General features: G+C 61.1%; 19 protein-coding genes. 4 read left to right on the forward strand and 15 right to left on the reverse strand.

What is annotated here, in order from left to right; genetic code table 11:
- The 12 genes from EU811_RS15090 to EU811_RS15145 form a co-directional block, all read right to left on the reverse strand.
- Window positions 1-2,019 carry a helix-turn-helix transcriptional regulator gene (locus tag EU811_RS15090; RefSeq protein WP_187697207.1) on the reverse strand — a complete coding sequence of 673 codons (2,019 nt, stop codon included), beginning with the start codon at window positions 2,017-2,019 and terminating at the stop codon, window positions 1-3.
- Between the two features lie 97 nt (window positions 2,020-2,116).
- Window positions 2,117-2,512 (reverse strand): FKBP-type peptidyl-prolyl cis-trans isomerase, encoded by a 396-nt coding sequence (locus EU811_RS15095; protein ID WP_017200957.1) that lies wholly within the window; start codon window positions 2,510-2,512, stop codon window positions 2,117-2,119.
- A 70-nt stretch (window positions 2,513-2,582) separates the two neighbouring features.
- Complete coding sequence (locus tag EU811_RS15100; protein WP_238703419.1) at window positions 2,583-3,515, reverse strand: FKBP-type peptidyl-prolyl cis-trans isomerase; 933 nt, start codon at window positions 3,513-3,515, stop codon at window positions 2,583-2,585.
- A gap of 129 nt (window positions 3,516-3,644) precedes the next feature.
- Complete coding sequence (gene pafA, locus EU811_RS15105; RefSeq protein WP_142939159.1) at window positions 3,645-5,009, reverse strand: Pup--protein ligase; 1,365 nt, start codon at window positions 5,007-5,009, stop codon at window positions 3,645-3,647.
- A 1-nt stretch (window position 5,010) separates the two neighbouring features.
- On the reverse strand, window positions 5,011-5,718 hold the full coding sequence (gene prcA, locus EU811_RS15110; RefSeq protein ID WP_142939160.1) for a proteasome subunit alpha: 708 nt from the start codon (window positions 5,716-5,718) through the stop codon (window positions 5,011-5,013).
- 1 nt (window position 5,719) lies between these two features.
- Window positions 5,720-6,529: a proteasome subunit beta gene (prcB, locus tag EU811_RS15115; RefSeq protein WP_142939161.1), complete on the reverse strand. Its 810-nt coding sequence runs from the start codon at window positions 6,527-6,529 to the stop codon at window positions 5,720-5,722.
- Window positions 6,530-6,608: 79 nt separating this feature from the next.
- Window positions 6,609-6,812: a ubiquitin-like protein Pup gene (locus EU811_RS15120; RefSeq protein WP_142939162.1), complete on the reverse strand. Its 204-nt coding sequence runs from the start codon at window positions 6,810-6,812 to the stop codon at window positions 6,609-6,611.
- 119 nt (window positions 6,813-6,931) lie between these two features.
- Window positions 6,932-8,551, reverse strand: coding sequence for a depupylase/deamidase Dop (gene dop, locus EU811_RS15125; RefSeq protein WP_142939248.1), 1,620 nt, complete (start codon window positions 8,549-8,551; stop codon window positions 6,932-6,934).
- A gap of 50 nt (window positions 8,552-8,601) precedes the next feature.
- Window positions 8,602-10,410 carry a proteasome ATPase gene (gene arc / locus EU811_RS15130; protein ID WP_187697209.1) on the reverse strand — a complete coding sequence of 603 codons (1,809 nt, stop codon included), beginning with the start codon at window positions 10,408-10,410 and terminating at the stop codon, window positions 8,602-8,604.
- Between the two features lie 97 nt (window positions 10,411-10,507).
- Window positions 10,508-11,572 (reverse strand): tRNA (adenine-N1)-methyltransferase, encoded by a 1,065-nt coding sequence (locus tag EU811_RS15135; RefSeq protein ID WP_142939163.1) that lies wholly within the window; start codon window positions 11,570-11,572, stop codon window positions 10,508-10,510.
- A gap of 118 nt (window positions 11,573-11,690) precedes the next feature.
- Window positions 11,691-12,857, reverse strand: a complete 1,167-nt coding sequence (locus EU811_RS15140) for a site-2 protease family protein (RefSeq protein ID WP_142939164.1) — start codon at window positions 12,855-12,857, stop codon at window positions 11,691-11,693.
- A complete protein-coding gene (locus tag EU811_RS15145; RefSeq protein WP_142939165.1) occupies window positions 12,858-13,670 on the reverse strand; it encodes an HAD family hydrolase in 813 nt (270 codons plus the stop codon). It abuts the gene before it with no gap.
- 30 nt (window positions 13,671-13,700) lie between these two features.
- Between EU811_RS15145 and EU811_RS15150 the strand changes: the two genes are divergently transcribed.
- The gene (locus EU811_RS15150) at window positions 13,701-14,606 is read left to right on the forward strand and encodes a PAC2 family protein (RefSeq protein ID WP_142939166.1); all 906 of its coding nucleotides are present in this window, start codon (window positions 13,701-13,703) and stop codon (window positions 14,604-14,606) included.
- Between the two features lie 74 nt (window positions 14,607-14,680).
- Here EU811_RS15150 and mshC read toward each other — a convergent pair whose 3' ends face one another.
- Both mshC and EU811_RS15160 read right to left on the reverse strand, forming a co-directional pair.
- Complete coding sequence (gene mshC / locus EU811_RS15155; RefSeq protein ID WP_142939167.1) at window positions 14,681-15,958, reverse strand: cysteine--1-D-myo-inosityl 2-amino-2-deoxy-alpha-D-glucopyranoside ligase; 1,278 nt, start codon at window positions 15,956-15,958, stop codon at window positions 14,681-14,683.
- Between the two features lie 15 nt (window positions 15,959-15,973).
- Window positions 15,974-16,807 carry an undecaprenyl-diphosphate phosphatase gene (locus EU811_RS15160; RefSeq protein WP_142939168.1) on the reverse strand — a complete coding sequence of 278 codons (834 nt, stop codon included), beginning with the start codon at window positions 16,805-16,807 and terminating at the stop codon, window positions 15,974-15,976.
- Between the two features lie 52 nt (window positions 16,808-16,859).
- Between EU811_RS15160 and EU811_RS15165 the strand changes: the two genes are divergently transcribed.
- Window positions 16,860-17,792, forward strand: coding sequence for an aldo/keto reductase (locus tag EU811_RS15165; RefSeq protein WP_142939169.1), 933 nt, complete (start codon window positions 16,860-16,862; stop codon window positions 17,790-17,792).
- Between the two features lie 6 nt (window positions 17,793-17,798).
- Here the strand turns inward: EU811_RS15165 and rfbA are convergent, their stop codons facing one another.
- Window positions 17,799-18,665, reverse strand: coding sequence for a glucose-1-phosphate thymidylyltransferase RfbA (rfbA, locus tag EU811_RS15170; protein ID WP_142939170.1), 867 nt, complete (start codon window positions 18,663-18,665; stop codon window positions 17,799-17,801).
- A 53-nt stretch (window positions 18,666-18,718) separates the two neighbouring features.
- On the opposite strand from rfbA, the gene rfbB reads away from it, so the two are divergent.
- The gene (gene rfbB / locus EU811_RS15175) at window positions 18,719-19,717 is read left to right on the forward strand and encodes a dTDP-glucose 4,6-dehydratase (protein ID WP_142939171.1); all 999 of its coding nucleotides are present in this window, start codon (window positions 18,719-18,721) and stop codon (window positions 19,715-19,717) included.
- Window positions 19,718-19,720: 3 nt separating this feature from the next.
- Window positions 19,721-21,130 carry a sugar nucleotide-binding protein gene (locus EU811_RS15180; protein WP_142939172.1) on the forward strand — a complete coding sequence of 470 codons (1,410 nt, stop codon included), beginning with the start codon at window positions 19,721-19,723 and terminating at the stop codon, window positions 21,128-21,130.
- Window positions 21,131-21,321 lie beyond the last annotated feature (191 nt).

Below are 21,321 nucleotides of genomic sequence, written 5' to 3' on the forward strand. Positions count from 1 at the left end.
CTAGCCAGCCTTGGTGCCCGACGGTGAGTTGTACTGAGCCAGGGCGGCGTCGATCCACTTCCGGGTTTCCTCCCGCACGGACAGCGGTTCGAGAATCCGGACCGCGCCGCCATGCTGGGATACAAACATGGGCAGCCACCCTGCGTCGCCAAACCTCACCTCGGCGAGCAGACCGCCGTCGGGCAGTTGTGCGGTTCTTTCGGCGTAGTAGTCATCGGCAAGGCCGGCACCTTGGCGGGTCAGTTGGAGGGTCACCAGGACGTCGTCGTCACCGGGCGTGAACAACCGGGCCGGGAAGTCCTGCCCGGCAGTTGCAGCCACGGAGACAGCCCGGCCATTGGCCTCCAGGGCTTCCACCCTGTCCAACCGGAAGTTTCTGATGTCGGCCTTGCTGTGGCAGTAGGCCTCGAAGTACCAGGTATTGTCCAGGGAGTAGAGCCTCAGGGGGTCGACGTCGCGCTCGGTCACTTCGTCGCGTTGCAGCGAGAAGTAGCTGAGCCGCAGCTGCCTGCCTTCCCTGATTGCTTGGGTTATCGCGGCAAAGGCTTGTGATTGCTCTGGCGCCACGGATTGGCCGGATACGGAGCCGGCCAGTCTCGCTGCCTGCCCCGCAGCACCTGTCAGCTTGATGGTGACTGACTCCAGCGCACTGGCTGACTCGTCCTGGGGCATGCCTGCCAAGGCAGGCAGGTCTCCCAGCATGGCCAGTCCGGTCAGCAACGCTGCGGCTTCGTCTTCACTGAAACGCACGGGACGATTCAGATCCAGGTGTTCGGAAATGTACACGTGATCGTTTTCCCATTGGATGTCCAGAAGATCGTCCGGATACCCCTCGGGCAGGCCGGAGCAGATCAGGATCTTCAGGTCGTCGATCAACGCCTTGCGGCTGATGCCAAAGTGATCAGCGACCTGTTGGATATGCAGGCCCTGATGGTGGACCAGGAACGGCACCAGTTGCAGCATGCGGGCAAGTTGATCTTCGGACGTGCGCTTCCGTGCCCGGGGCGTACGGCCCGCTTCAGGAAATTCAACAGGCACTGGCGGAGCGTCATCAAAGTCTGCGGCAGCTTGGAGGCGGCGGACGACGGCGGAGCGCAGTTCGGCGGGTCCCTCCACCTTGAGGTGGGGGCCATAGGATGCCAGCTCTTCTGCCAGTTGCTCCGGATCCCTAAAATCCACCACTATGCGGTCACGGTCACTGTGCTCCGGGGACCCTTCGGCGGGAGCAGACCTCTTGCGCAGGGCAAGCAACCTGTTCTTTTCGACATCCAAGGTGGCTTGCCGGATAGGGAGCTCGTTGAGTTCGTCCAGCTCAGCCCGGGCGTCGAAGCCTTCCGGGGGGTGGAAGGTGCTGGTGGCGACCACGCTAACTGCGGTGGTCATCCGCGATAGCCTGAAGAGCCTCTTGGCTCCCCTCCCCCGGTCCAGGCCCACGAGGTACCACTGGCCGAAGCGGCTGCCCAAGCCCCAAGGCTCCACTTCCCGGACTTCCTCCAGCCCCGTGCTGACCGCAAGGTAGCCGAAGCGGACCGGGTGCTTGCCGTGCATGGCCGCAACGACGTCGTCGAAGGCTTGTCCAGCGGGTTTGATCCGTGGCTGAACTCCAGCAGGGAGATCCACGTCCGTGAAGCCTCCTGCGGCCTGCAGCTTGCGGACGGCGTTGGCCGCTGCCGTTCCCAGCGCGGCCCGTTCCCACAGCTGTGCAGCAAGCAAGAGCACGGTGCTCTCCGCAGGCGTCAGGTTCACATCAGGTAGCCGGTTGGAGTCCTTGCCGATGCGGTAACGCGCAGAGGCGGGGTCGTCCGCGCCGAAGTTTCGCGGATCCATCAAAGTCTCGATCTCGAAGCCAAACTGTTTGAGATCCACTTTGTCGCGCTCGAACATCCGTCCAAAGGCGACGTCATTCTCAGCTGAATCGTGGTACACCTTTTCACGCAGCACGGCACGTGGAAGGCCAACTTTGGTGTTGAGCAAAGCAAGGAGAAGGTTCAGGAGGCGTTCAGTGCGGGATGCGGACACCCTTGCTACGTTACTAAAAACCAGCCGGAAAGCAGCAAGGCGCGTCACCGCCCGGCAAAACCGGAAGGTAACGCGCCCTGCGAAAAACCGATAAGTCCTAGCGGACAGCCACGAGGTCGACGACGAAAATCAAGGCCTCGTTGGGCTTGATGGCTCCACCGGCGCCACGTGAGCCGTAGGCAAGTTCCGAGGGGATCTCCAAGCGACGGCGGCCGCCGACCTTCATGCCGAGCAGGCCCTGGTCCCAGCCCTGAATGACCTGGCCGACGCCCACGCGGAAGTCCAGAGGAGCGCCGCGGCCCCAGGAAGCGTCAAATTCTTCTCCCGTGGACCAGGCAACGCCCACGTAGTGAGTGGACACGGTGTCCCCTGCCTTGGCTTCGGGACCAGTGCCCTCGATCAGGTCAGTGATGACGAGGTCTGTGGGGACGTCGCCTTCCGGGAAGTCGATTTCGGGCTTGGTGCGGTCAAAGTCGCGCTGACCAAATGACATGGTTGCTCCTTAGGTTATGGGGGCGGAGAGAGATTTCAGGAACCAGCTTAGCCAGAACCCGCGCGGGGTTTTACTTCTTAGCGGTGATCTCAACGACGAACACCAGCGGGCCCGCAGGCTTGCCCTGGGCAGCAGCGCTTGCACCGTACGCAAGATCAGTGGGAATCGTCAGGAGAACCTTGGAGCCGACCTTCTGGCCTGTAAGTCCAAGCGTCCAGCCCTTGATGACCTGGTTCAAGCCGAACGTAGCGGCCTCGCCCCGATCATAGCTGGAGTCAAACTTGGTGCTGTCTTCCCAGCGCCAGCCAGTGTAGTTGGCATCGATCGTGTCAGTGTCTTTCAGTTCCTCACCCGTACCCTCGGAGAGGACCTTAACAGAAAGGCCTGCCGGGGCATCAGTCTTGGGAATTTCCACCGAGGGTGCGCCCTTGTCATCGAAGGTCACCTTGGGAAGTTTGCCGTCCTTGTCCAGCTGATCGGTCTCCTCCTTGCTGAGAAGACCAGGCGCGTTCTTGGCTGAGGCAATCTTGAAGACCACCAGCTGGGAGGAGGCAGGCGCCGAAGCAGAGGAGTTGCCCGGAGCAGCGATGGCTACATGACTGCCCACTTTGGCGCCGATGATGGCGTCAAAGATGAGTTCATTGCCGCTTTTCATCTGTTCGGAAAGTTCGATCGCCTGGGGCCCCTTGGCGTAACCGTCCTCAAGTGTCTTGCCATCGGTACCATCGACCGCGATGAACACCAGTTCAGCGATTTGACCCATCTTGACCGGCTCGCCGTCACCTTCTTTGACCACCTTGACGGTGGGTCCAGTCACGGCCAGAGGCTTGGAGAATTCAATGCCGGGCGCTTTGTCATTGCCGTTGTCCGTGATCTTTAGGGAGTCGAGCTTGGAGACGTCACCTACTGACTTGCTGGTGGGCTCAGTAGCCGGGGTGTCTCCACCTCCGCACGCGGTCATGAGCAACAGGGCGGGCAGGAGAATTGCTAGGAGTCGGCGCACAAAAAGACACTTTCGTCGGGGCAAAGGGACACTCGGAAAGGCGCATAGCGCATCCAAGCAGGGTGTATCTCGGTAAGAGACCACTATCCAGAGTAGCCCGTGAAGCTGGGAGTCAGCTTACAAAGCCCTTTAGCCCATGGAATCCAGGAGGGCATCCACCCGCTCATCAACGTTCCGGAACGGATCTTTGCACAAGATGGTTTGGTGTGCGCGATCGTTCAGTTTCAGGTGCACCCAGTCCACCGTGTAGTCGCGGCCCAGCTCCTGTGCTCGTCGCACAAAATCTCCCCGCAGTTTCGCGCGCGTTGTCTGTGGTGGAGCGTCCACGGCATCTTTGACATCGGTTTCGGTGACCAGCCTGCGTGCTGCACCACGGGCCTGCAGCAGGAAAAAGATGCCGCGTTGCCGAGAGATGTCATGGTAGGTGAGGTCCAGCTGGGCAATGCGCGGTGAGTCGAGGCTGAGGTCGTGCCGCCGCATGTAACCGTCCATGAGCTTCTTTTTGATGGCCCAGTCCACTTCGGTATCAATGGTGCTGGTATCGCCGCTTTCAATGGCGTTCAAGGTTCGCTCCCACAAGTCCAGGATGAGTGGAACGTGGGCGTTGTGGGCACCATTGGCGGCTACGAACTCGGTGACCTTGTTGAGGTACTCGCGCTGGATATCCAACGCAGTCAGCTGCCGGCCGTTGGCCAAGCGGACCAAGGCCCGGCCGCTGAGGTCGTGGGAGATTTCGCGGATGCTGCGGATGGGATTCTCCATGCGCATGTCGCGCATGATGACGCCCGCCTCGATCATGCGAAGGATGAGGTCCACCGTTCCGACCTTCAGCAAAGCCGAGGTTTCGGACATATTGGAGTCCCCCACAATCACATGCAGGCGACGGTAAAACTCGGCATCTGCGTGAGGCTCATCGCGGGTGTTGATAATGGGCCTGGACCTGGTGGTGGCGGAGGACACGCCTTCCCAGATGTGGTCGGCGCGCTGGGAGAAAGCGAACGTGGCACCGTGGGGTGTCTTTAGTACCTTGCCGGCACCGGCTATCAATTGACGTGTCACCAGGAAGGGAATCAATATTTCGGCAAGGCGGGAGAACTCCCCGCGCCGCGGTATGAGGTAGTTCTCATGGCTGCCGTAGGAATTGCCCGCAGAATCGGTGTTGTTCTTGAAGAGGTACACAGTTCCGTTGAAACCCTCCGCGGCGAGCCTTGCCTGAGCCTCATCCACGAGGTCGTCAAGGATCAGTTCACCGGCCCTGTCATGGGCGATCAGCTGTGCGAGGTCGTCACACTCTGCGGTGGCATACTCCGGGTGCGACCCCACATCAAGGTAAAGCCGTGAACCGTTGGTAAGGAAAACGTTGGAGGACCTGCCCCAACTGACCACCTTGCGAAAGAGGTACCGTGCAACTTCCTCGGGGGCCAAAGGGCGGGAATCAGGGCTGGAATAGGAAATTCCGAACTCCGTTTCGATGCCAAATATCCGCTTATCCATCTCAGCTCTCCTCTGTGAGCAACCGGGTCATGTCTTCCGGCAACAGCCGCCTGAACGCCCTGCGTGATCCGCGATTGCTTTCGGAAGCGCGGTACAGCACGGCAGCTTCGACGGCGGTGGCGGGCAGCTCGTCGATTTCCTTGTTGGTGGCCAGGGCACGCAGAGCCAGTCGCATGGCCCCCGCCAAGGTGAGTTCCGGCTCCCACTCCCCGCTGACGACGTCGGAAATCTGGTCAGCGAGTCCGCCCATCACCACGAACCCGTTTTCATCGGCGATTGATCCATCGAAGGTCAAACGGTAGAGGTGGTCCTCCTCCCGGGTGAGACCAACCTCGGCCACCGCCAATTCCACCTCAAACGGTTTTTGCTCGGCGGTAAACACCGCTCCGAGGCTCTGAGCGTAGACACTTGCCAGGCCGCGGGCAGTCACGTCCTCACGGTCGTAGGAGTAGCCGCGGACGTCTGCATAGCGGACTCCTGCTTGCCTGAGGCTTTCAAATTCGTTGTACTTGCCCACCGCAGCGAAGGCGATTTTGTCGTAGATTTCACCGATCTTGTGAAGCGAAGGTGAAGGGTTTTCGGCGATCAGCGCGATGCCATCGGAGCAGCTGATGACCACAACAGAGCGCCCACGCGCTATGCCCTTCCGTGCGAAGTCCGCACGGTCCTTCATTAACTGCTCGGGAGAGACGTAGAACTGCTGTGTCATATCAGGCCTCCCGTCCGGCGGCAGCCCGCGATTCAACAATTGCGCCGGCAACCGCGGCCAGATCCCGGTCAGGGACCCGCCGGTTGCCGGATCGATCGACGGTATAAACCACCGGCCACAATTGGCGGACGGGGTCGGGCCCGCCAGTGGCGGAGTCGTCATCTGCGGCGTCATAGAGTGCCTCAACAGCTACTGCTACGGCGTTTTCCGCAGACAAATTAGGCTTCCAGAGCTTCTTGAGCGCGCCGCGGGCGAACACGGAACCGGAACCGACGGAGTGATGCTCCTGTTCTTCGTACCGGCCGCCTGTGACGTCGTAGGAGAACAAACGGCCCACACCGGAGCTGTGGTCGAAGCCTGCAAACAAGGGAACGACTGCCATCCCCTGCATCGCCATGGGCAGGTTTCCGCGGATCATGGCGCCCAGGCGGTTGGCCTTGCCGACCAGGCTGAGGAGCGTGCCCTCGATCTTTTCGTAATGCTCCAGCTCAACCTGGAAGAGCCGCGTGATGTCAATTGCCAGGCCGGCCGTACCAGCTATGCCGAGGACTGAATACTCGTCCGCCGGAAACACTTTCTCGATGTGCCGGCTGGCGATGATGTTGCCCATGGTCGCGCGCCGGTCCCCCGCCATCAGCACTCCACCTGCGTACGTCAAGGCAACGATGGTGGTGGCGTGCGGGGACGACGGCACCATGCCGGCGGGTAACGATTGATTAAAGGGAAGGAGTTCGGGACGCGAGCGTTGAAGATGCTCCGTGAAAGAAGACGTTGCCTGGGTGGCCAGGGGGCCGGTTGATGGGTCCTGCATTGCTGCACTCCTTCGACTCTGCATTCCGATGCCCGGCGGCCTTACGCCGACCGGGCAGTACATCCTCTGGCGGGTCCGCCTACTGTCCGCCCTTTTGGACAAACGCCCTGACGAACTCTTCGGCGTTGGATTCCAAAACGCCGTCAATTTCGTCGAGAAGGTCATCCACTCCTTGCGTCGCGTCCGACGCCTGTGCCTCCGGTGCTGCCGGGGGCGCTTCGGGTGCGTCCACTTCGGTCTCGGTTTCCCGCGACTGTGGTTGTTGCTGCTCCTGTGCTGCCATTTTCTTTCTCCCTACTGTCAGTCCCCTGTTGACGGAGACTTCCTACTGCCATAGTGCCACGCCGACCGATGCTGCGGACGGCTTTAACCAACGGCGAATAATCCTGTGGCGGGCATCCATCAGCTCCTGGCCGGTGGCGGCGTCTGACCCAACAATTCGGCCAGGAAAGAAGCAGCATCCGGGTGACGGTCAAAGAGGGCGCCGGTCAAAGCCCGGGTTCCCCTCAAAGGCTCCCGGGTAGGCACCCGCTGCAGTTTCCCCAGCCCCGGAACATCAAAAATCACCGAGTCCCAACTGGCGCCTACAACATCTTTTCCGAATCTGGAGACGCACCGCCCGCGGAAATAAGCGCGGGTGTCCGACGGCGGTTCGGTCACCGCCCGGGTGATGTCGCCTTCGTCCACGACGCGCATCATCCGGTTCCTGGAGAGCAGCCTGTAGTAGAGGCCCTTCTCAGGCCGGATATCAGACCATTGAAGATCCACCAAGCCGAGCCTGGCGTCGTCCCATGCCAACCCGTCGCGGTTTCGGTAGCCCTCGAGTAGTGACTTCTTGGCCACCCACTCGACTGTAGAGGCAGCGGCATCAGGATCAATCCCCAGCGTTGTCAGCGTGGACTCCCACTGGGACAGGACCTGGTGCGTGTGGCCATCTCCGGTGACGGAATCCGCCACCCCTGTCTCTTGGGCCAGCTTGGAAGCTGCCTCGAAATACATCCACTGCAGATCGAGGGCTGTTACCCGCCTTCCGTCGAGGAGCCTGACGGTTGCGGCCAGCGTGGTGTCGTGGCTGACGGCTTGGAGCGCCTGGACGGGTTCGTGAACCTCGATCCTGGGAGCCTGCCCCGCTTCAATGAGGCTAAGAACCATGGCCGTGGTGCCAAACTTCAAAAAGTTGGAGGCCTGGCTGAGGTTTGCGTCCCCAATGATCACATGGAGGCGACGGTACTTGTCCGCTGTCGCGTGGGGCTCGTCCCTGGTATTGATGATGGGCCGGCGGATGGTTGTCTCCAGTCCCACTTCTGCTTCGAAGAAGTCTGCCCGCTGGCTGATCTGGTAACCGGGCGTGGAGCTATCCTGCCCCAGCCCCACCCGGCCCGCGCCACAGATGACCTGGCGGGAGACGAAGAAAGGCGTGAGCCCGCGGATGATGTCCCCGAAGGGCACCGAGCGTGGCATGAGGTAGTTCTCATGCGAGCCATAGGACACGGACTTGTTGTCAGTGTTGTTCTTGTACAGGTTGATCGCCGGGAGCGAGGCGTCGGCAGCTACCTTCCGTACCGTGGCCAGGGCCACCAGATCCCCGGCGGCGTCCCATGCCACGGCGTCGCGTGGGTTGGTGACCTCCGGACTGGAGTATTCAGGATGCGCGTGGTCCACGTAAAGGCGTGCACCATTGCCGAGGACCATGTTCATCAACAGTGAACCGGACTCGTCTGCGCCGTCCAGCTCCAGCTCCTGGCGGCCATAAGCCAAGGCGACCGCTTCGGCGTCGAGCACTGGCGGTTGATCCGTCAGTTGGCTGGGATCCGCCGCTGCCCTGTTCACGGTCCAACCGCGGGCGTCGTGCAGCGGTTCCTCATCCGTGTAGTCCCACCGGGTCTCAGCCCCGCCAGCCGCCCGTTGCCGGGTCACGGTGGCGTAGGCCTGAATGATCCGGGCGGACATCATGGTGGCGTTGGCCCCCGGAGCTGACGGCGCATGGATCCCATATTCAGTTTCCGAGCCCATGACGCGCATGGCGCCGCCTGCGGGAAGCTTCTCTGCGGGTGAACCTTCGGGCCTTGCTGTCACAGGTACTGACCCGTGTTGGCAGTGGTTTCGATGGACTTGCCAGGCTCCTGGCCTGCCTTGCCCTGGACGATGGTCCTAATGTAGGTGATCCTTTCGCCCTTCTTACCGGAAATCCTTGCCCAGTCATCCGGGTTGGTGGTGTTGGGCATGTCCTCATGCTCACGGAATTCATCCACCACGGCGCGGAGCAAGTGATCGATCCGAAGACCCTTCTGCTGTGAGGTCAGCAAGTCCTTGATGGCGTATTTCTTGGCACGGTCCACCACGTTTTGCACCACCGCGCCGGAGTTGAAGTCCTTGAAGTACAGCATCTCCGTATCTCCGTTGGCGTACGTCACCTCAAGGTACTCATTGGACTTCTCAGTGGAGTACATGGCCTCCACTGTGCGCTGGACCATGGCATCCACCGTGGCCTGCACATCGCCGCCGTACTCGGCCAAATCCTGGGGGTGGAAGGGCAGGTCAGTGGTGATGTACTTTGCGAAGATGTCGGCTGCAGCTTCGGCGTCGGGCCGTTGGATCTTGACCTTCACGTCGAGGCGACCTGGACGCAGGATGGCAGGATCAATCATGTCCTCACGGTTGGAGGCACCAATGACGATGACGTTGTCCAAACGCTCCACGCCGTCGATTTCACTGAGCAGCTGAGGCACGATGGTGGTCTCAACGTCCGAAGAAACGCCGGTGCCGCGGGTGCGGAACAGCGAGTCCATCTCGTCGAAAAAGACCACCACGGGGCTGCCATCTGAAGCCTTCTCGCGGGCACGGGAGAAGATCAAGCGGATGTGGCGCTCAGTCTCACCCACGTACTTGTCCAGGAGTTCTGGACCTTTGATGTTGAGGAAGTAGCTCTTGAGATCGGTATTGCCGGCACGCTCTGCTGCCCTGGCGGCAAGGGAATTCGCTACTGCCTTGGCGATCAGGGTTTTGCCGCATCCTGGAGGGCCGTAGAGCAAAATGCCCTTAGGCGCTTTGAGCCCATGCTCGCGGTAGAGGTCCGGATGGAGGAACGGCAACTCCACGGCGTCCCGGATCTGCTCGATCTGCGGGCTAAGGCCACCGATATCCTGGTAGGTGATGTCCGGAACTTCTTCAAGGACGAGGTTCTCCACCTCGGCGCGCGGTACCTTCTCCAACGCGTAGCCCGTCCGTGAATCCAGTGACAAGGCGTCGCCCACCTTCAGGTGAAGGCCTTGGAGCGCCCCGGACAACCGGACCACCCGCTCTTCATCGGCGCGGCCAACCACCAGCGCACGGTCCTTGCCAAGCATTTCCTTGAGCGTGACCAATTCGCCGGCGCGTTCGTAGCCGAGGCCTGCCACCACCAGCAGCGCTTCGTTAAGCAGGACTTCCTGCCCCACCGCAAGCTGGTTGAGGTTCACGAGCGGGCTGACACCTACACGCATCTTGCGCCCGGCATTGAAGATGTCCACGGACTCTTCGGTAGCTGCCTGCCCTGAACTGCCAGGGGCGGGCTGCTTCCGCGGGTTGATCTGCACCACGGTCCCAAAGCTGTAAGGAGGTTGACCCTCCTGCTCCAGAGCGCCCTTCAAGCGAAGAATCTCAGCTTTGGCTGTTTCCAGCATGCTGACGAGCTTGCTGTTGTTCTGGGTCGCGGCTGCCAACTGGCGGTCGATGTGGCGAAGCTTGTCCCGAAGGATATTGATTTGCCGTTCGGCAACCGTCAGTTCACCCGAGGTCTCCGGCGGTTGAACGGCGCTGAACCTCCGGCCTGCCGTAGTCTCCGCTTCGCCGTTTGCATCGTCCGGCGTCGGCCGTCCAAGGTCGTTGTTTGACGTATCCACGATTCATCAGCCCCTTCCTGCGCTTAACAAGACCTTAGTCCCGAAAAGCTCAGGGCGCCGGGTGACATTCGGAATGCGAACCCTATTGTGACCTTTGTCAGGTTGTGACTGGAGGGTCATCCTGAACATTGGTCCCTGCGATTGCGTCACGTGCTGCGCGCCGAAGTTTCTTGTCAGACACGGAGCGCTCCCCCACCGCTGCAGGGGTCCACGCGTTGAGGTCCTCTTCGCTGAACTCGGTCTTGGATGGACGGCGCTTCACGGTAATTCCGGTGACACCGTCAGCAAGACGGCGTGTGACCAGCAGGAATCCGGTGTGGGCGACCATGCGGTGATCCGGACGGACCGCGAGGCCCTCGAGGTGCCAACCACGAACCATCGATTCCCAGGCATCCGGTTCGGTGAAGCGGCCGTCCGCGCGGATTGCTTCGGCGGTGCGGGACAGCTGGGTGACGGTGGCGACATAGTTGATCCAAACCCCGCCCGGAGCCAGGACAGTGGCTACCGCGTCCAAGCACTCCCATGGTGCGAGCATGTCCAGGACAACCCTGTCCACGGAGCCCGGAGCTTCGGCTTTGATGACCTCTTCCTGGAAATCGCCCAAGGAGATCTGCCATGCGGGATGGGGGCCGCCAAAGATGGTTTCTACGTTTCCCCGGGCGATGTCCGCGAATTCCTCGCGGCGCTCGAAGGAATGCAGGTAGCCCCCGTCCCCGACTGCGCGCAACAAGGAAATGGACAGAGCGCCCGAACCCACACCGGCTTCGACAACCCGCGCGCCGGGGAAGATGTCCGCCATGGTAACAATCTGGGCGGCATCCTTGGGGTAAACCACAGCAGCGCCCCGGGGCATGGACAGCACGAAATCAGAGAGCAGCGGACGCAACGTCTGGTACTGCTGACCGACGTTGTTGCTGACCACGGAACCATCAACTTTCCCGATGATTTCATCGTGGTTCAGGAAACCGCGGTGGGTGTGGAAAGCGCCGCCTACTTCCAGTGTGATGGTGTTCATCCGGCCACGCTCGTCCGTGAGCTGGACCCGCTCGCCCACACGGAAAGGCCCGCGGCGTCGTGCAGCGCCCGTCGGCTGTACAGCCGAGCCGATGGCTGACTGGTCAGTGCCTGTGCTTGCTGCGGGGGCGGCGGTTTCGCTGCTCATGTGGTGTTCCTCGCTCCTGTACGGCTTGGCCGCGGTGTGTGACCGGCTGGTGGGCGCCAAAAAATCATTGGCTCTTGTTATGCATATCGGCCGGCAAGTAACTCTACCGGCAAGACAGTCAGGCGCGCCCGCTCCTGCGTGCTTCCTTACCTGTTATGGCGGTCACTACTGCCTGCTGTCGAAGCAGCCCGGTGACGATTCCATTGTGGTCCACCACAGCGTATTCGCCGCCGTCCAGGCGAGCCAGGTACTGGATCAATTCCTGGCCCTTCGACCATTCCGGGACGTAAGCCCCGGCGGCCAGGGCATGAGCCACGGCGGTGACCGGCGTCGTCGTCGCATGTGCGGCCGGTACAGCGAGCGTTGCACCGAAATCCACCACACCCTGTGGCTTGCCGTCAGGACCGCAAATCACGACGGCGGGACTTCCGGTCGGTGAAATGTCCAGGACGTCAGCCACGGATGCCGAGTTCGGCACACCTACTGCCGGCTCAGCGAGGCCGGCAGCACTGACCAGGTAGAGGCGGCTGCGGAGCTTAGCGTGGTGGATGGAGCTGGAGGCGCCCATCCAGAGGAAACCGCAGACAAGCACGGTGACGGTGGTGTACGTCAGATCCGGCCATTGCCCCCTCAGGAAAGGGACCACGATGAACCAGATAACAAGTGCCACCACAATGATCCGGCCGGACCATCCTGCTGCAATGGTGCCCTTGTCCTGGCTGCCCGTAGCTTTCCAAACCGCAGATTCAACCAATCGACCCCCGTCCAGCGGCATCCCCGGGAGAATGTTGAAGATTCCAATCAGCAGATTGGCCATCACCACTATGTCTGTCAGCGTCCCGGCAACTCCCTTGAACTGGGCAACGGAGTCGATCGAGAACATCACTGCGGCTACCACGAAGTTGGATGCCGGGCCGGCCAACGCCACAACCACGGAACGCCCCGGAGAGGCGGTGAAGTTCTCGAACTGTGTGTGGCCGCCCCAAAGGTTGATGACGATTTTCTCGGTGGGCCAGTGGAAGACTTTCGCACTGAGGGCATGGGCGAGTTCATGGATAAGAACTGATAACGCCAGGAGTAACGCGACCGCCAACCCAACGAGGTAAGCCCAGTTGCCCAGTCCTGGTATGAAATCCATGATGAACGGACCGTAGAAGACCACGGTGATGGCTGCTATGACAAACCATGAGTACGCGAGGTAGACCGGCACGCCGGCAATCTTCCCCAGAGGGATGCCGTCACGTTTTTTGCTTTGCGAATGGTGCGGTGTGGACGGGCTGGTCACCTAGCTGGCCCCTTCAAGCAAGTCCGCTGCTGCGAAACGGTCAGCTACCAGCTCTTGCAGATCGGGAGCGGCACGGCCAACCAAAGTGGGCCACATGATCATTCGTGGATCTTCCGGAAGGGGCACCTGATGGGGAATTCCCACAGTAATCACCCCCGAAGCAATGGCTGCCGTTGCGCCTGGGATGGAATCTTCGAGCGCGACGCAGTGGTGGATGCTCACGGACGGATCGTCCAGCTTGAGCCGTTCAACTGCCGTGAGATAGGCCTCCGGGTGCGGTTTTCCGTGGGTGACAGTATCGCCGGTGACCATGAACTCGAAGTAGGGCTTGGGTAGGCTTTCCACCACCACACCGGCCAGGGGCCCTTCGGACATGGTCACCAGTGCGCAGCGAATGCCTGCCTCGTGGAGTTCATCCAGCAGCTCGCGGGCGCCTGGCCGCCAGGGAACCTCTTTGCGGACCTGGGCGATCACTTGTGCACTCAAGGTGTCTACGATTTCGCGGGCCTCCAACCTGACGCCTGCGGCCTGCAGGACGGCTGCCGAGTGCAGTAAGGACTGTCCCACCAACTGCATGGCCTGCTGGTGGGACCAGGTCCCGCCGTGGGACTCCACCAGCGCACGCTCGGCCGCTATCCAATAGGGTTCGGTGTCCACGAGTGTGCCATCCATATCCCAGAGCACGGCTTTGAGGAGGGGCTGGCTGGGTGAGGAATGCATGGTTTCCAGTCTACGTGGAACCAAGCGCGCGGCCGTCCGCGGGTTGCGCTGTGGGCGAATCGCGGACACGCTTCGGGGTGAAATGCCATGCATCCACAAGGGTCTTGGACGTAGGGTGAGTGGATGAACAGTGTGGACGGGACCCCCGAAGGACAGGACATCACCGCGGAGCCCGAGCGTTTCCTCAAGGAACCCGCGGACGGCCGGCGTGTCACCGTAATGCTTGCCGCGTTTGAGGGCTGGAACGATGCCGGTGAGGCCGCCAGCGATGCTCTGCACTACTTGAACAAGCTCTGGGACGGCAAGAAGGTGGCCACCGTGGACGCCGAGGAGTACTACGACTTCCAGTTCACGCGGCCCACGGTGCGCCGGACGTCCTCAGGCGCCCGAAAGGTGAAATGGCCGTCAACCCGGATTTACAAGGCTGAAGTTCCGGACAGCAACGTGGATGTGGTCCTGGTTCTCGGCACCGAACCCTCATACCGCTGGCGTGCTTACACCACAGAATTGCTGGTCCATGCGGAAGCGCTCAAAGTGGACTCCGTTATTTTGGTGGGCGCACTGCTGGCCGATGTCCCCCACAGCCGTCCGATTCCGGTGAGTACTACCACCGAGGACAGTTCACTGCGGGAGCGCCTGAACCTGGAGGCATCCCAATACGAGGGACCAGTGGGCATTGTGGGTGTGCTCGCAGAGTTTGCAATGCTGGCAGGGCTGCCCACAGTCTCATTGTGGGCAGCAGTACCTCATTATGTCGCCCAGCCGCCCTCCCCCAAAGCACAGCTGGCCATTCTGCACAGGATCGAGGACCTCCTCCAAGTTCCTTTGGACAGCCAGCCATTGGCTGAAGAATCTGAGGCATGGGAACGCGGAGTAGACGAGCTTGCAACAGAAGACCCTGAGATTGCCGCCTATGTGCGGCAGCTGGAAGAAGCGAAAGATACAGCTGACCTGCCGGAGGCCTCAGGCGAATCCATTGCCCGAGAATTCGAGCGGTACCTGAAACGGCGCGGTAAAGAACGTCCCTAAGAGGACAAACCCCTCAAACAAGCAACGGCCCTGGCATGATGTCAGGGCCGTTGTTGGTTTTTCTTGGGAGTCGCTTAGAGCTCAACCCCGAGCAGAGCATCAATGGCGTCAGCAACAAGGGCGGCATCCGTAGCCGAGCTGACCGCGTCGGCGCGAATCGCTTCCCCTGCCCAATGGTCGACGACGGCGATGGCACCCGGGGCGTTGAGGTCGTTGGCCAGTTCACCGCGCATGGCCGCTGTCAAGGCCGCAGCAGATCCAGCAGGGGCGTGATCCACGGCTATGCGCCACCGCTTGAGACGGTCTTTGGCTTCTGCAAACCCGGCATCGGTCCATGACCAGTCGGAGCGGTAGTGATGGGCCAGGATTGCCAGACGTATTGCCGCGGGTTCCTCACCGGCAGCGCGAAGTTTTGAGACAAGAACCAGGTTGCCTTTGGACTTGCTCATCTTCTCTCCGTCCAGCCCCACCATTCCGGCGTGCGCATAATGGCGCGCAAGCGGAACTCCGGAGAGTGAATAAGCATGGCCGGCGCCCATTTCATGGTGCGGGAACACCAAGTCGGAGCCGCCACCCTGAACGGTGAAGGGTGCAGGAAGATACTTTTGCGCGATCACCGTACATTCGATGTGCCAGCCGGGACGGCCGTCGCCGAGGGTGGCGCCGGGCCAGCTCGGCTCGCCCTCACGGGCAACCCGCCACAGCAAAGGATCCAAGGCGTGGCGTTTGCCCGCCCGGGCCGGGTCTCCACCGCGTTCAGCGAACAATTCCAGCATGTCCTTCTCACCCAGGCCGGAAACATCGCCCAGCGTCCAGGCGTCTGTGGCGTCTGAGCGCTTGCCGGCGGTCTCGACGTCGTAGTAAACATCGCCGTCGGGCTCTCCTTCGGAGCCGGCAACCCGGTAGGCAACGCCGTCGGCGATCAGTTGCTCAATGGCCGGAACAATGTCCGGGATGGCCTCCACAGCGCCGATGTAGTGGTTCGGCGCGAGGACGTTCAAGGCGTCCATATCTGTCTGGAACAGCTCGATTTGGCTCTGGGCCAAGTCACGCCAATCCACTCCGGTAGCTGTAGCCCGCTCCAAGAGGGGGTCATCAATATCCGTGACGTTTTGGACGTAGGAGACCCGGACGCCGGAATCGCGCCAAGCGCGGTTCAGGAGATCAAACGCCACATAACTGGCTGCGTGTCCCATATGAGTCGCGTCATACGGGGTGATACCGCAGACATACATCGACTGCTCCGGCTGCTTCTCAACGTCCACCACCCGCCCAAGGGCTGTGTCATACAGCCGTAGTTGCGGCAGGCTGCCGGGCAGCTCAGGTACAGGGCGGGAGGTCCACGATTTCACGACTTAACCTTAGTGCTAGGCGCTGATCACGCCGAAACCGAGGAGGACATACAAGGCCAGACCCAGGAGGATCCGGTACCAAACGAACAGGCGGTAGCTGCGGGTGGAGACGAATTTCAGGAACCAGCCGATGATGATGTAACCCACCACGAAGGCGATGACCGTGGCCAGCGCAGTCTCCGGGAGGCCGTAGGGCCCGCCCAAGCCTTCGTTTGAAACCGTTTTGTAGAGCTGGTACAGGCCACTGCCGAACACTGCCGGTATGGCCAGGAGGAAGGAGTACCTGGCGGCGGCTTCACGGGTGTACCCCATCAGGAGGCCGGCGGTGATGGTGCCGCCCGAGCGTGACACGCCGGGGATCAAGGCCATCGCTTGGGCGAAGCCGTAAAGAATGCCGTGCATATAGCTCAGTTGGGTGAGATCCCTCTCCTGCCGGCCAATGGCATCGGCTACAGCAAGGATCATGCCGAACACGATCAGCATGGTGGCCACAATCCACATGCTGCGCAGCACTGACTCGATCTGGTCCTGGAACAACAGGCCGAGGATGATGATCGGCAGGCTGCCGATGATCACCAGCCAGCCCATCCGGGCATCCGGGTTGTTCCGCTCTACCTTCCCTGTGAGGGAGCCGAACCAGGCCCGGACGATCCTTACGATGTCGCGCCAGAAGTAGACAATCACGGCGGTTTCAGTTCCCAGCTGCGTAATCGCCGTGAAGGCAGCGCCGGGGTCTGAGGCATTGGGAAGGAACGAGCCGACAATCCGCAGGTGTGCGCTCGAGGAAATCGGGAGGAATTCGGTGAGGCCCTGCACCAGGCCCAGCAAGGCTGCTTCTATCCAGTTCACGTGAATAGACCCTACGTCATGAAGTCCTCTAACTCCCCGTAAGCTAACTGCTATGCAGCAGCGTTATGTCGGAAACAGCGGATTCCGTGTGTCCTCATTGTCCCTCGGAACCATGTCCTGGGCACAGGAGACCGACGAACAGGACGCTGCTGAACTCCTCCACGCATTCGTTGCCGGGGGCGGCACCGTGGTGGACACAGCAGCGTCCTACGCGCAAGGGCGGGCAGAAGCCATGTTGGGATCCATGCTGGGCGATGTAGTGGCCCGGTCCGAGATTGTGATCTCCACCAAAGCCGGCGTGTCGTCAGCAGACTCCAGGCGAAGCGTCAACGCATCGCGGGGTGCACTGCTGTCCGCCCTTGATGCCAGCCTGGCCAGGCTGGGCACTGATTACATTGATATCTGGTTCGCTCACGAGTGGGATCCGAATGTACCACTGGACGAAACTCTCTCTGCCTTGGAACTAGCCCAGCGAAGCGGACGTGCCCGCTACGTTGGGATATCCAACTACAACAGCTGGCAGACAGCCAAGGCAGCGGCCGTGGCCGGTTTTACCCTGGTGGCAAACCAGTCCGAATACTCCCTCGTCCAACGCAAAGCCGAGGAAGAGCTCATCCCTGCCGTGGAAGACGCCGGACTGGGTCTGATGGCCTGGGCGCCTTTGGGCCGTGGTGTGCTGTCCGGTAAATATCGTGGACAAATACCTGCCGATTCCCGTGCCGCACAAAGCCGCCTTGCCGGTTACATTGAGCCCTATCTGGAATCGCGGGCGTCGCGCGTGGTTGAAGCAGTGGCGATGGCAGCCCGCGGACTGGGCCGCACTCCCCTGGACGTGTCCCTCAGCTGGTTGCTCGCCCGGCCGGGGGTAGCCACCGCAATCGTTGGCCCCAGGAACGCTGTTCAGCTCAAGGAACTGCTGGACGCGCAACTGACGGTTCTGCCGGCTGAGATTGCCCGCGCCCTGGAGGACGTTTCAGCAGCGTAGCTGGGTCTACTGGCGGTCCAGAATGTCCAGCAAGTAGCTTCCATAGCCGCTTTTTGCGAGCTTTGCAGCCTGCTGGCGGAGTCCGTCGTCGCTCAGGTATCCCATGCGCCAAGCCACCTCTTCGGGAGCCCCGATCTTCAAACCCTGCCGGTTCTCCGTGGTCCGGACGTAGTTTGAAGCGTCATTGAGGTCGCTGAAGGTGCCGGTGTCCAGCCAGGCAGTGCCCCGTGGAAACTTCTGCACATGCAAGCGGCCAAGTTCCATGTATTTCCGGTTGATATCCGTGATCTCCAGTTCCCCGCGCGGCGACGGTTGCAGGTCTTTCGCCATGGCAACAACGTTGTTGTCATAAAAGTAGAGCCCTGGAACGGCATAGTTGCTTTTGGGGACTGCGGGCTTTTCTTCAATGGAGACGGCCATTCCATGATCGTCGAACTCCACCACGCCGTACGCGGACGGATCCTTGACCCAGTAGCCGAAGATCGCACCGCCGTGGACGTCGGTGTAGTGCCTCAGCTGGTTGCCCATGCCGGGTCCATTGAAGATGTTGTCACCCAGGATCAGCGCCACGTTGCCGTTTCCGATGTGGTCCTCGCCCAGGATGAACGCCTGGGCAAGGCCGTCCGGGGTGGGCTGCTCTGCGTAGCTGAGATTGATGCCGAACTGTGAACCATCTCCGAGGAGCCGCTGGAACTGCGCGGCATCGCCGGGCGTGGTGATGACAAGAATGTCGCGAATTCCCGCCAGCATCAGCGTGCACAGAGGATAATAGATCATCGGCTTGTCGAACACCGGAACCAGCTGCTTACTGATTCCGAGCGTGATGGGATGAAGCCTTGAACCCGTTCCACCTGCAAGAACAATTCCTCGCAAACCTGCCGTCCTCACCTGTGCCCAGTATTGCCGCTGGCGGTTACTCTAGGGCCATGCAGAGAATCCTTGTCACCGGCGGGGCCGGATTCATCGGATGCAACTTTGTCCACTACATCATGGAGCACACCGGGCTTCATGTCACGGTATTGGACAAACTGACGTATGCCGGGAACATCGAATCTCTCTCCGGGCTGCCGCCGGAGCGCTTCACCTTCGTCAAGGGAGACATTTGCGATGCAGTGTTGGTTGACAAGCTGACGGAATCCGTTGAAGCGGTGGTGCATTTCGCAGCAGAGTCCCATAACGACAATTCGCTGCAGGATCCCCGACCCTTTCTTGATACAAATCTTGCGGGAACGTTCACCATGATCGAAGCCGCACGAACGCACGGCACGCGATTCCATCACATTTCCACCGATGAGGTCTATGGCGACTTGGCGCTGGACGATCCCCACCGCTTTACGGAGAATTCCGTGTATCGGCCAACGAGTCCCTATTCGGCAACGAAAGCCGGCTCGGATATGTTGGTGCGCGCGTGGGTGCGCTCATTCGGCCTCAAAGCAACCATTAGCAATTGCTCCAACAATTACGGCCCGTACCAGCACGTGGAGAAATTCATACCGCGGCAGATAACCAACATCCTGGACGGGAACCGGCCACATCTTTACGGCAGCGGGCGGAATATTCGTGACTGGATCCACGTGGAAGACCATTCCTCCGCAGTCTTGGCAATTTTGGAGGGCGGACGCGTGGGCGAAACCTATTTGATAGGCGCAGACGGCGAAAGGTCCAACCGGGAGGTGGTTGAGATGCTGCTCTCCCTCGCAGGACGGCCGCGCGAAGCATATGACCTGGTCACGGACAGGCCAGGTCATGATCTGCGGTACGCCATCGATTCGGGCAAACTTCGGCGTGAGCTCGGTTGGGCGCCCCGCTATTCGGACTTCGACGCCGGACTGGCTGACACCGTCCAGTGGTACAAGGACAACGAACAGTGGTGGAGACCGCAGAAAGCGGCCACGGAATCCAAGTACGCAGGTCAAGGGCACTAAGGCGTGGAACAGGGACGCCAGCTACGTTCACGGGCCACGCCCATCCCCGGACTGCTGCTGTTTGAGCTTCCTGTTCATGGGGATGGCAGAGGATGGTTCAAAGAGAACTGGCACCGGGGCAAGATGCTTGATGCCGGGTTGCCGGACTTTGGCCCGGTGCAGAACAACATCTCCTTCAACGCAGTTCGTGGAACGGTTCGCGGTATCCATGCGGAGCCTTGGGACAAGTTCGTTTCACTGGCCTCCGGACGGATCTTCGGCGCGTGGGTGGACTTGCGGGAGGGGCCAACGTTCGGGACGCTGTTCACCGCAGAACTGACCCCCGGCGAGGCCATCTACGTCCCCCGCGGCGTGGGCAACGCATTCCAGACCCTGGAGGACGACACCGCCTACACGTACCTGGTCAACGACCATTGGAGCACGGAGGCACAGAAGGACTACACGTTCCTTAACCTCGCCGACGAGGATGTGGCAGTTCCCTGGCCGATCCCCTTGGATCATTGCGTAATCTCCGCGCCGGACCAGAAGCACCCACGGCTGGCAAACGTCGTGCCAGTGCCCAGGCGGCGCACTCTGGTCCTTGGAGCGGACGGCCAGTTGGGCACTGGCCTTCGGAGTGCCTTCGCGGGTGATTCCACAGTGGAGTTCGCGGGCCGCGCGCGGTTCGACATCACCTCCGAGGACTCCCATCGGGCTGTGAACTGGCGCGAATATTCCGCCATCATCAACGCCGCCGCGTTCACCGCGGTAGATGTCGCCGAAACACCGGAAGGCCGGGCTGCTGCCTGGAGCATCAACGCCGCCGCCGTTTCCCGCTTGGCGCGTACCGCCGTCGAGCATTCACTAACTCTTGTCCACATCTCCAGTGACTACGTTTTCGACGGCACAGCAGAGGTTCACCTCGAGGATGAGCTTCCAGCTCCCCTGGGGGTCTACGGCCAAAGCAAGGCTGCCGGCGACCTCGCGGCGGGCATCGCGCCAAGGCATTACATCGTCAGGACTAGTTGGGTAGTGGGCAGCGGCAGGAACTTTGTTCGAACCATGGCGGCGTTGGCCGCGAAGGGTGCCTCGCCAACGGTGGTGAATGACCAATGGGGGCGATTGAGTTTCGCGTCCGACATCGCAGCGGGCATTCGTCACCTGCTCCTCAACAAAGCCCCGTACGGGACGTACAACCTCAGCAACGGTGGCAACCCCCAGACCTGGTTTGAGCTGGCCCGCGATGTCTACCGCCTTGTGGGCGCCGATCCGAATCTGGTGCGTCCGATCGGCACCGCCGACTACGCAGGACCCCGCACTGCTCCAAGGCCGCGCAGCAGCGTCCTGGATTTGTCCGGTATCCGCGCGACCGGATTCGATCCACCCCCGGCAGCACAGCGTCTGGCCGAGTACATCAAAGGCCTGGAACTCTAGCGGAGTCCTGCGAAACGTCCTAAAGTAGCCGTACGGCAGCCTCTTGCAGGAGGCCGGGAGACAACTCAAATAAACATGTTGACACGGCGGCACTGGTCCGCCACCGACGATCCAGGCAGTGCAGCAGCCTCGGATCGTCGGCCACATGGTGATGCCTTGAGTTGGAGCCGAGAATGCTGCTACCGAAAATC

The sequence above is a fragment of the Arthrobacter sp. TS-15 genome, from assembly GCF_006964045.1.
Lineage (GTDB): Bacteria > Actinomycetota > Actinomycetes > Actinomycetales > Micrococcaceae > Arthrobacter.

Coding starts and splice junctions, on each gene's coding strand:
- EU811_RS15145 (WP_142939165.1), bottom strand. CDS start 13,670: ATGCATGGCATTTCACCCCGAAGCGTGTCCGCGATTCGCCCACAGCGC.
- EU811_RS15150 (WP_142939166.1), top strand. CDS start 13,701: ATGAACAGTGTGGACGGGACCCCCGAAGGACAGGACATCACCGCGGAG.
- pafA (WP_142939159.1), bottom strand. CDS start 5,009: ATGGATAAGCGGATATTTGGCATCGAAACGGAGTTCGGAATTTCCTAT.
- rfbB (WP_142939171.1), top strand. CDS start 18,719: ATGCAGAGAATCCTTGTCACCGGCGGGGCCGGATTCATCGGATGCAAC.
- dop (WP_142939248.1), bottom strand. CDS start 8,551: ATGCGCGTCATGGGCTCGGAAACTGAATATGGGATCCATGCGCCGTCA.
- EU811_RS15120 (WP_142939162.1), bottom strand. CDS start 6,812: ATGGCAGCACAGGAGCAGCAACAACCACAGTCGCGGGAAACCGAGACC.
- EU811_RS15135 (WP_142939163.1), bottom strand. CDS start 11,572: ATGAGCAGCGAAACCGCCGCCCCCGCAGCAAGCACAGGCACTGACCAG.
- prcA (WP_142939160.1), bottom strand. CDS start 5,718: ATGACACAGCAGTTCTACGTCTCTCCCGAGCAGTTAATGAAGGACCGT.
- prcB (WP_142939161.1), bottom strand. CDS start 6,529: ATGCAGGACCCATCAACCGGCCCCCTGGCCACCCAGGCAACGTCTTCT.
- EU811_RS15165 (WP_142939169.1), top strand. CDS start 16,860: ATGCAGCAGCGTTATGTCGGAAACAGCGGATTCCGTGTGTCCTCATTG.
- EU811_RS15095 (WP_017200957.1), bottom strand. CDS start 2,512: ATGTCATTTGGTCAGCGCGACTTTGACCGCACCAAGCCCGAAATCGAC.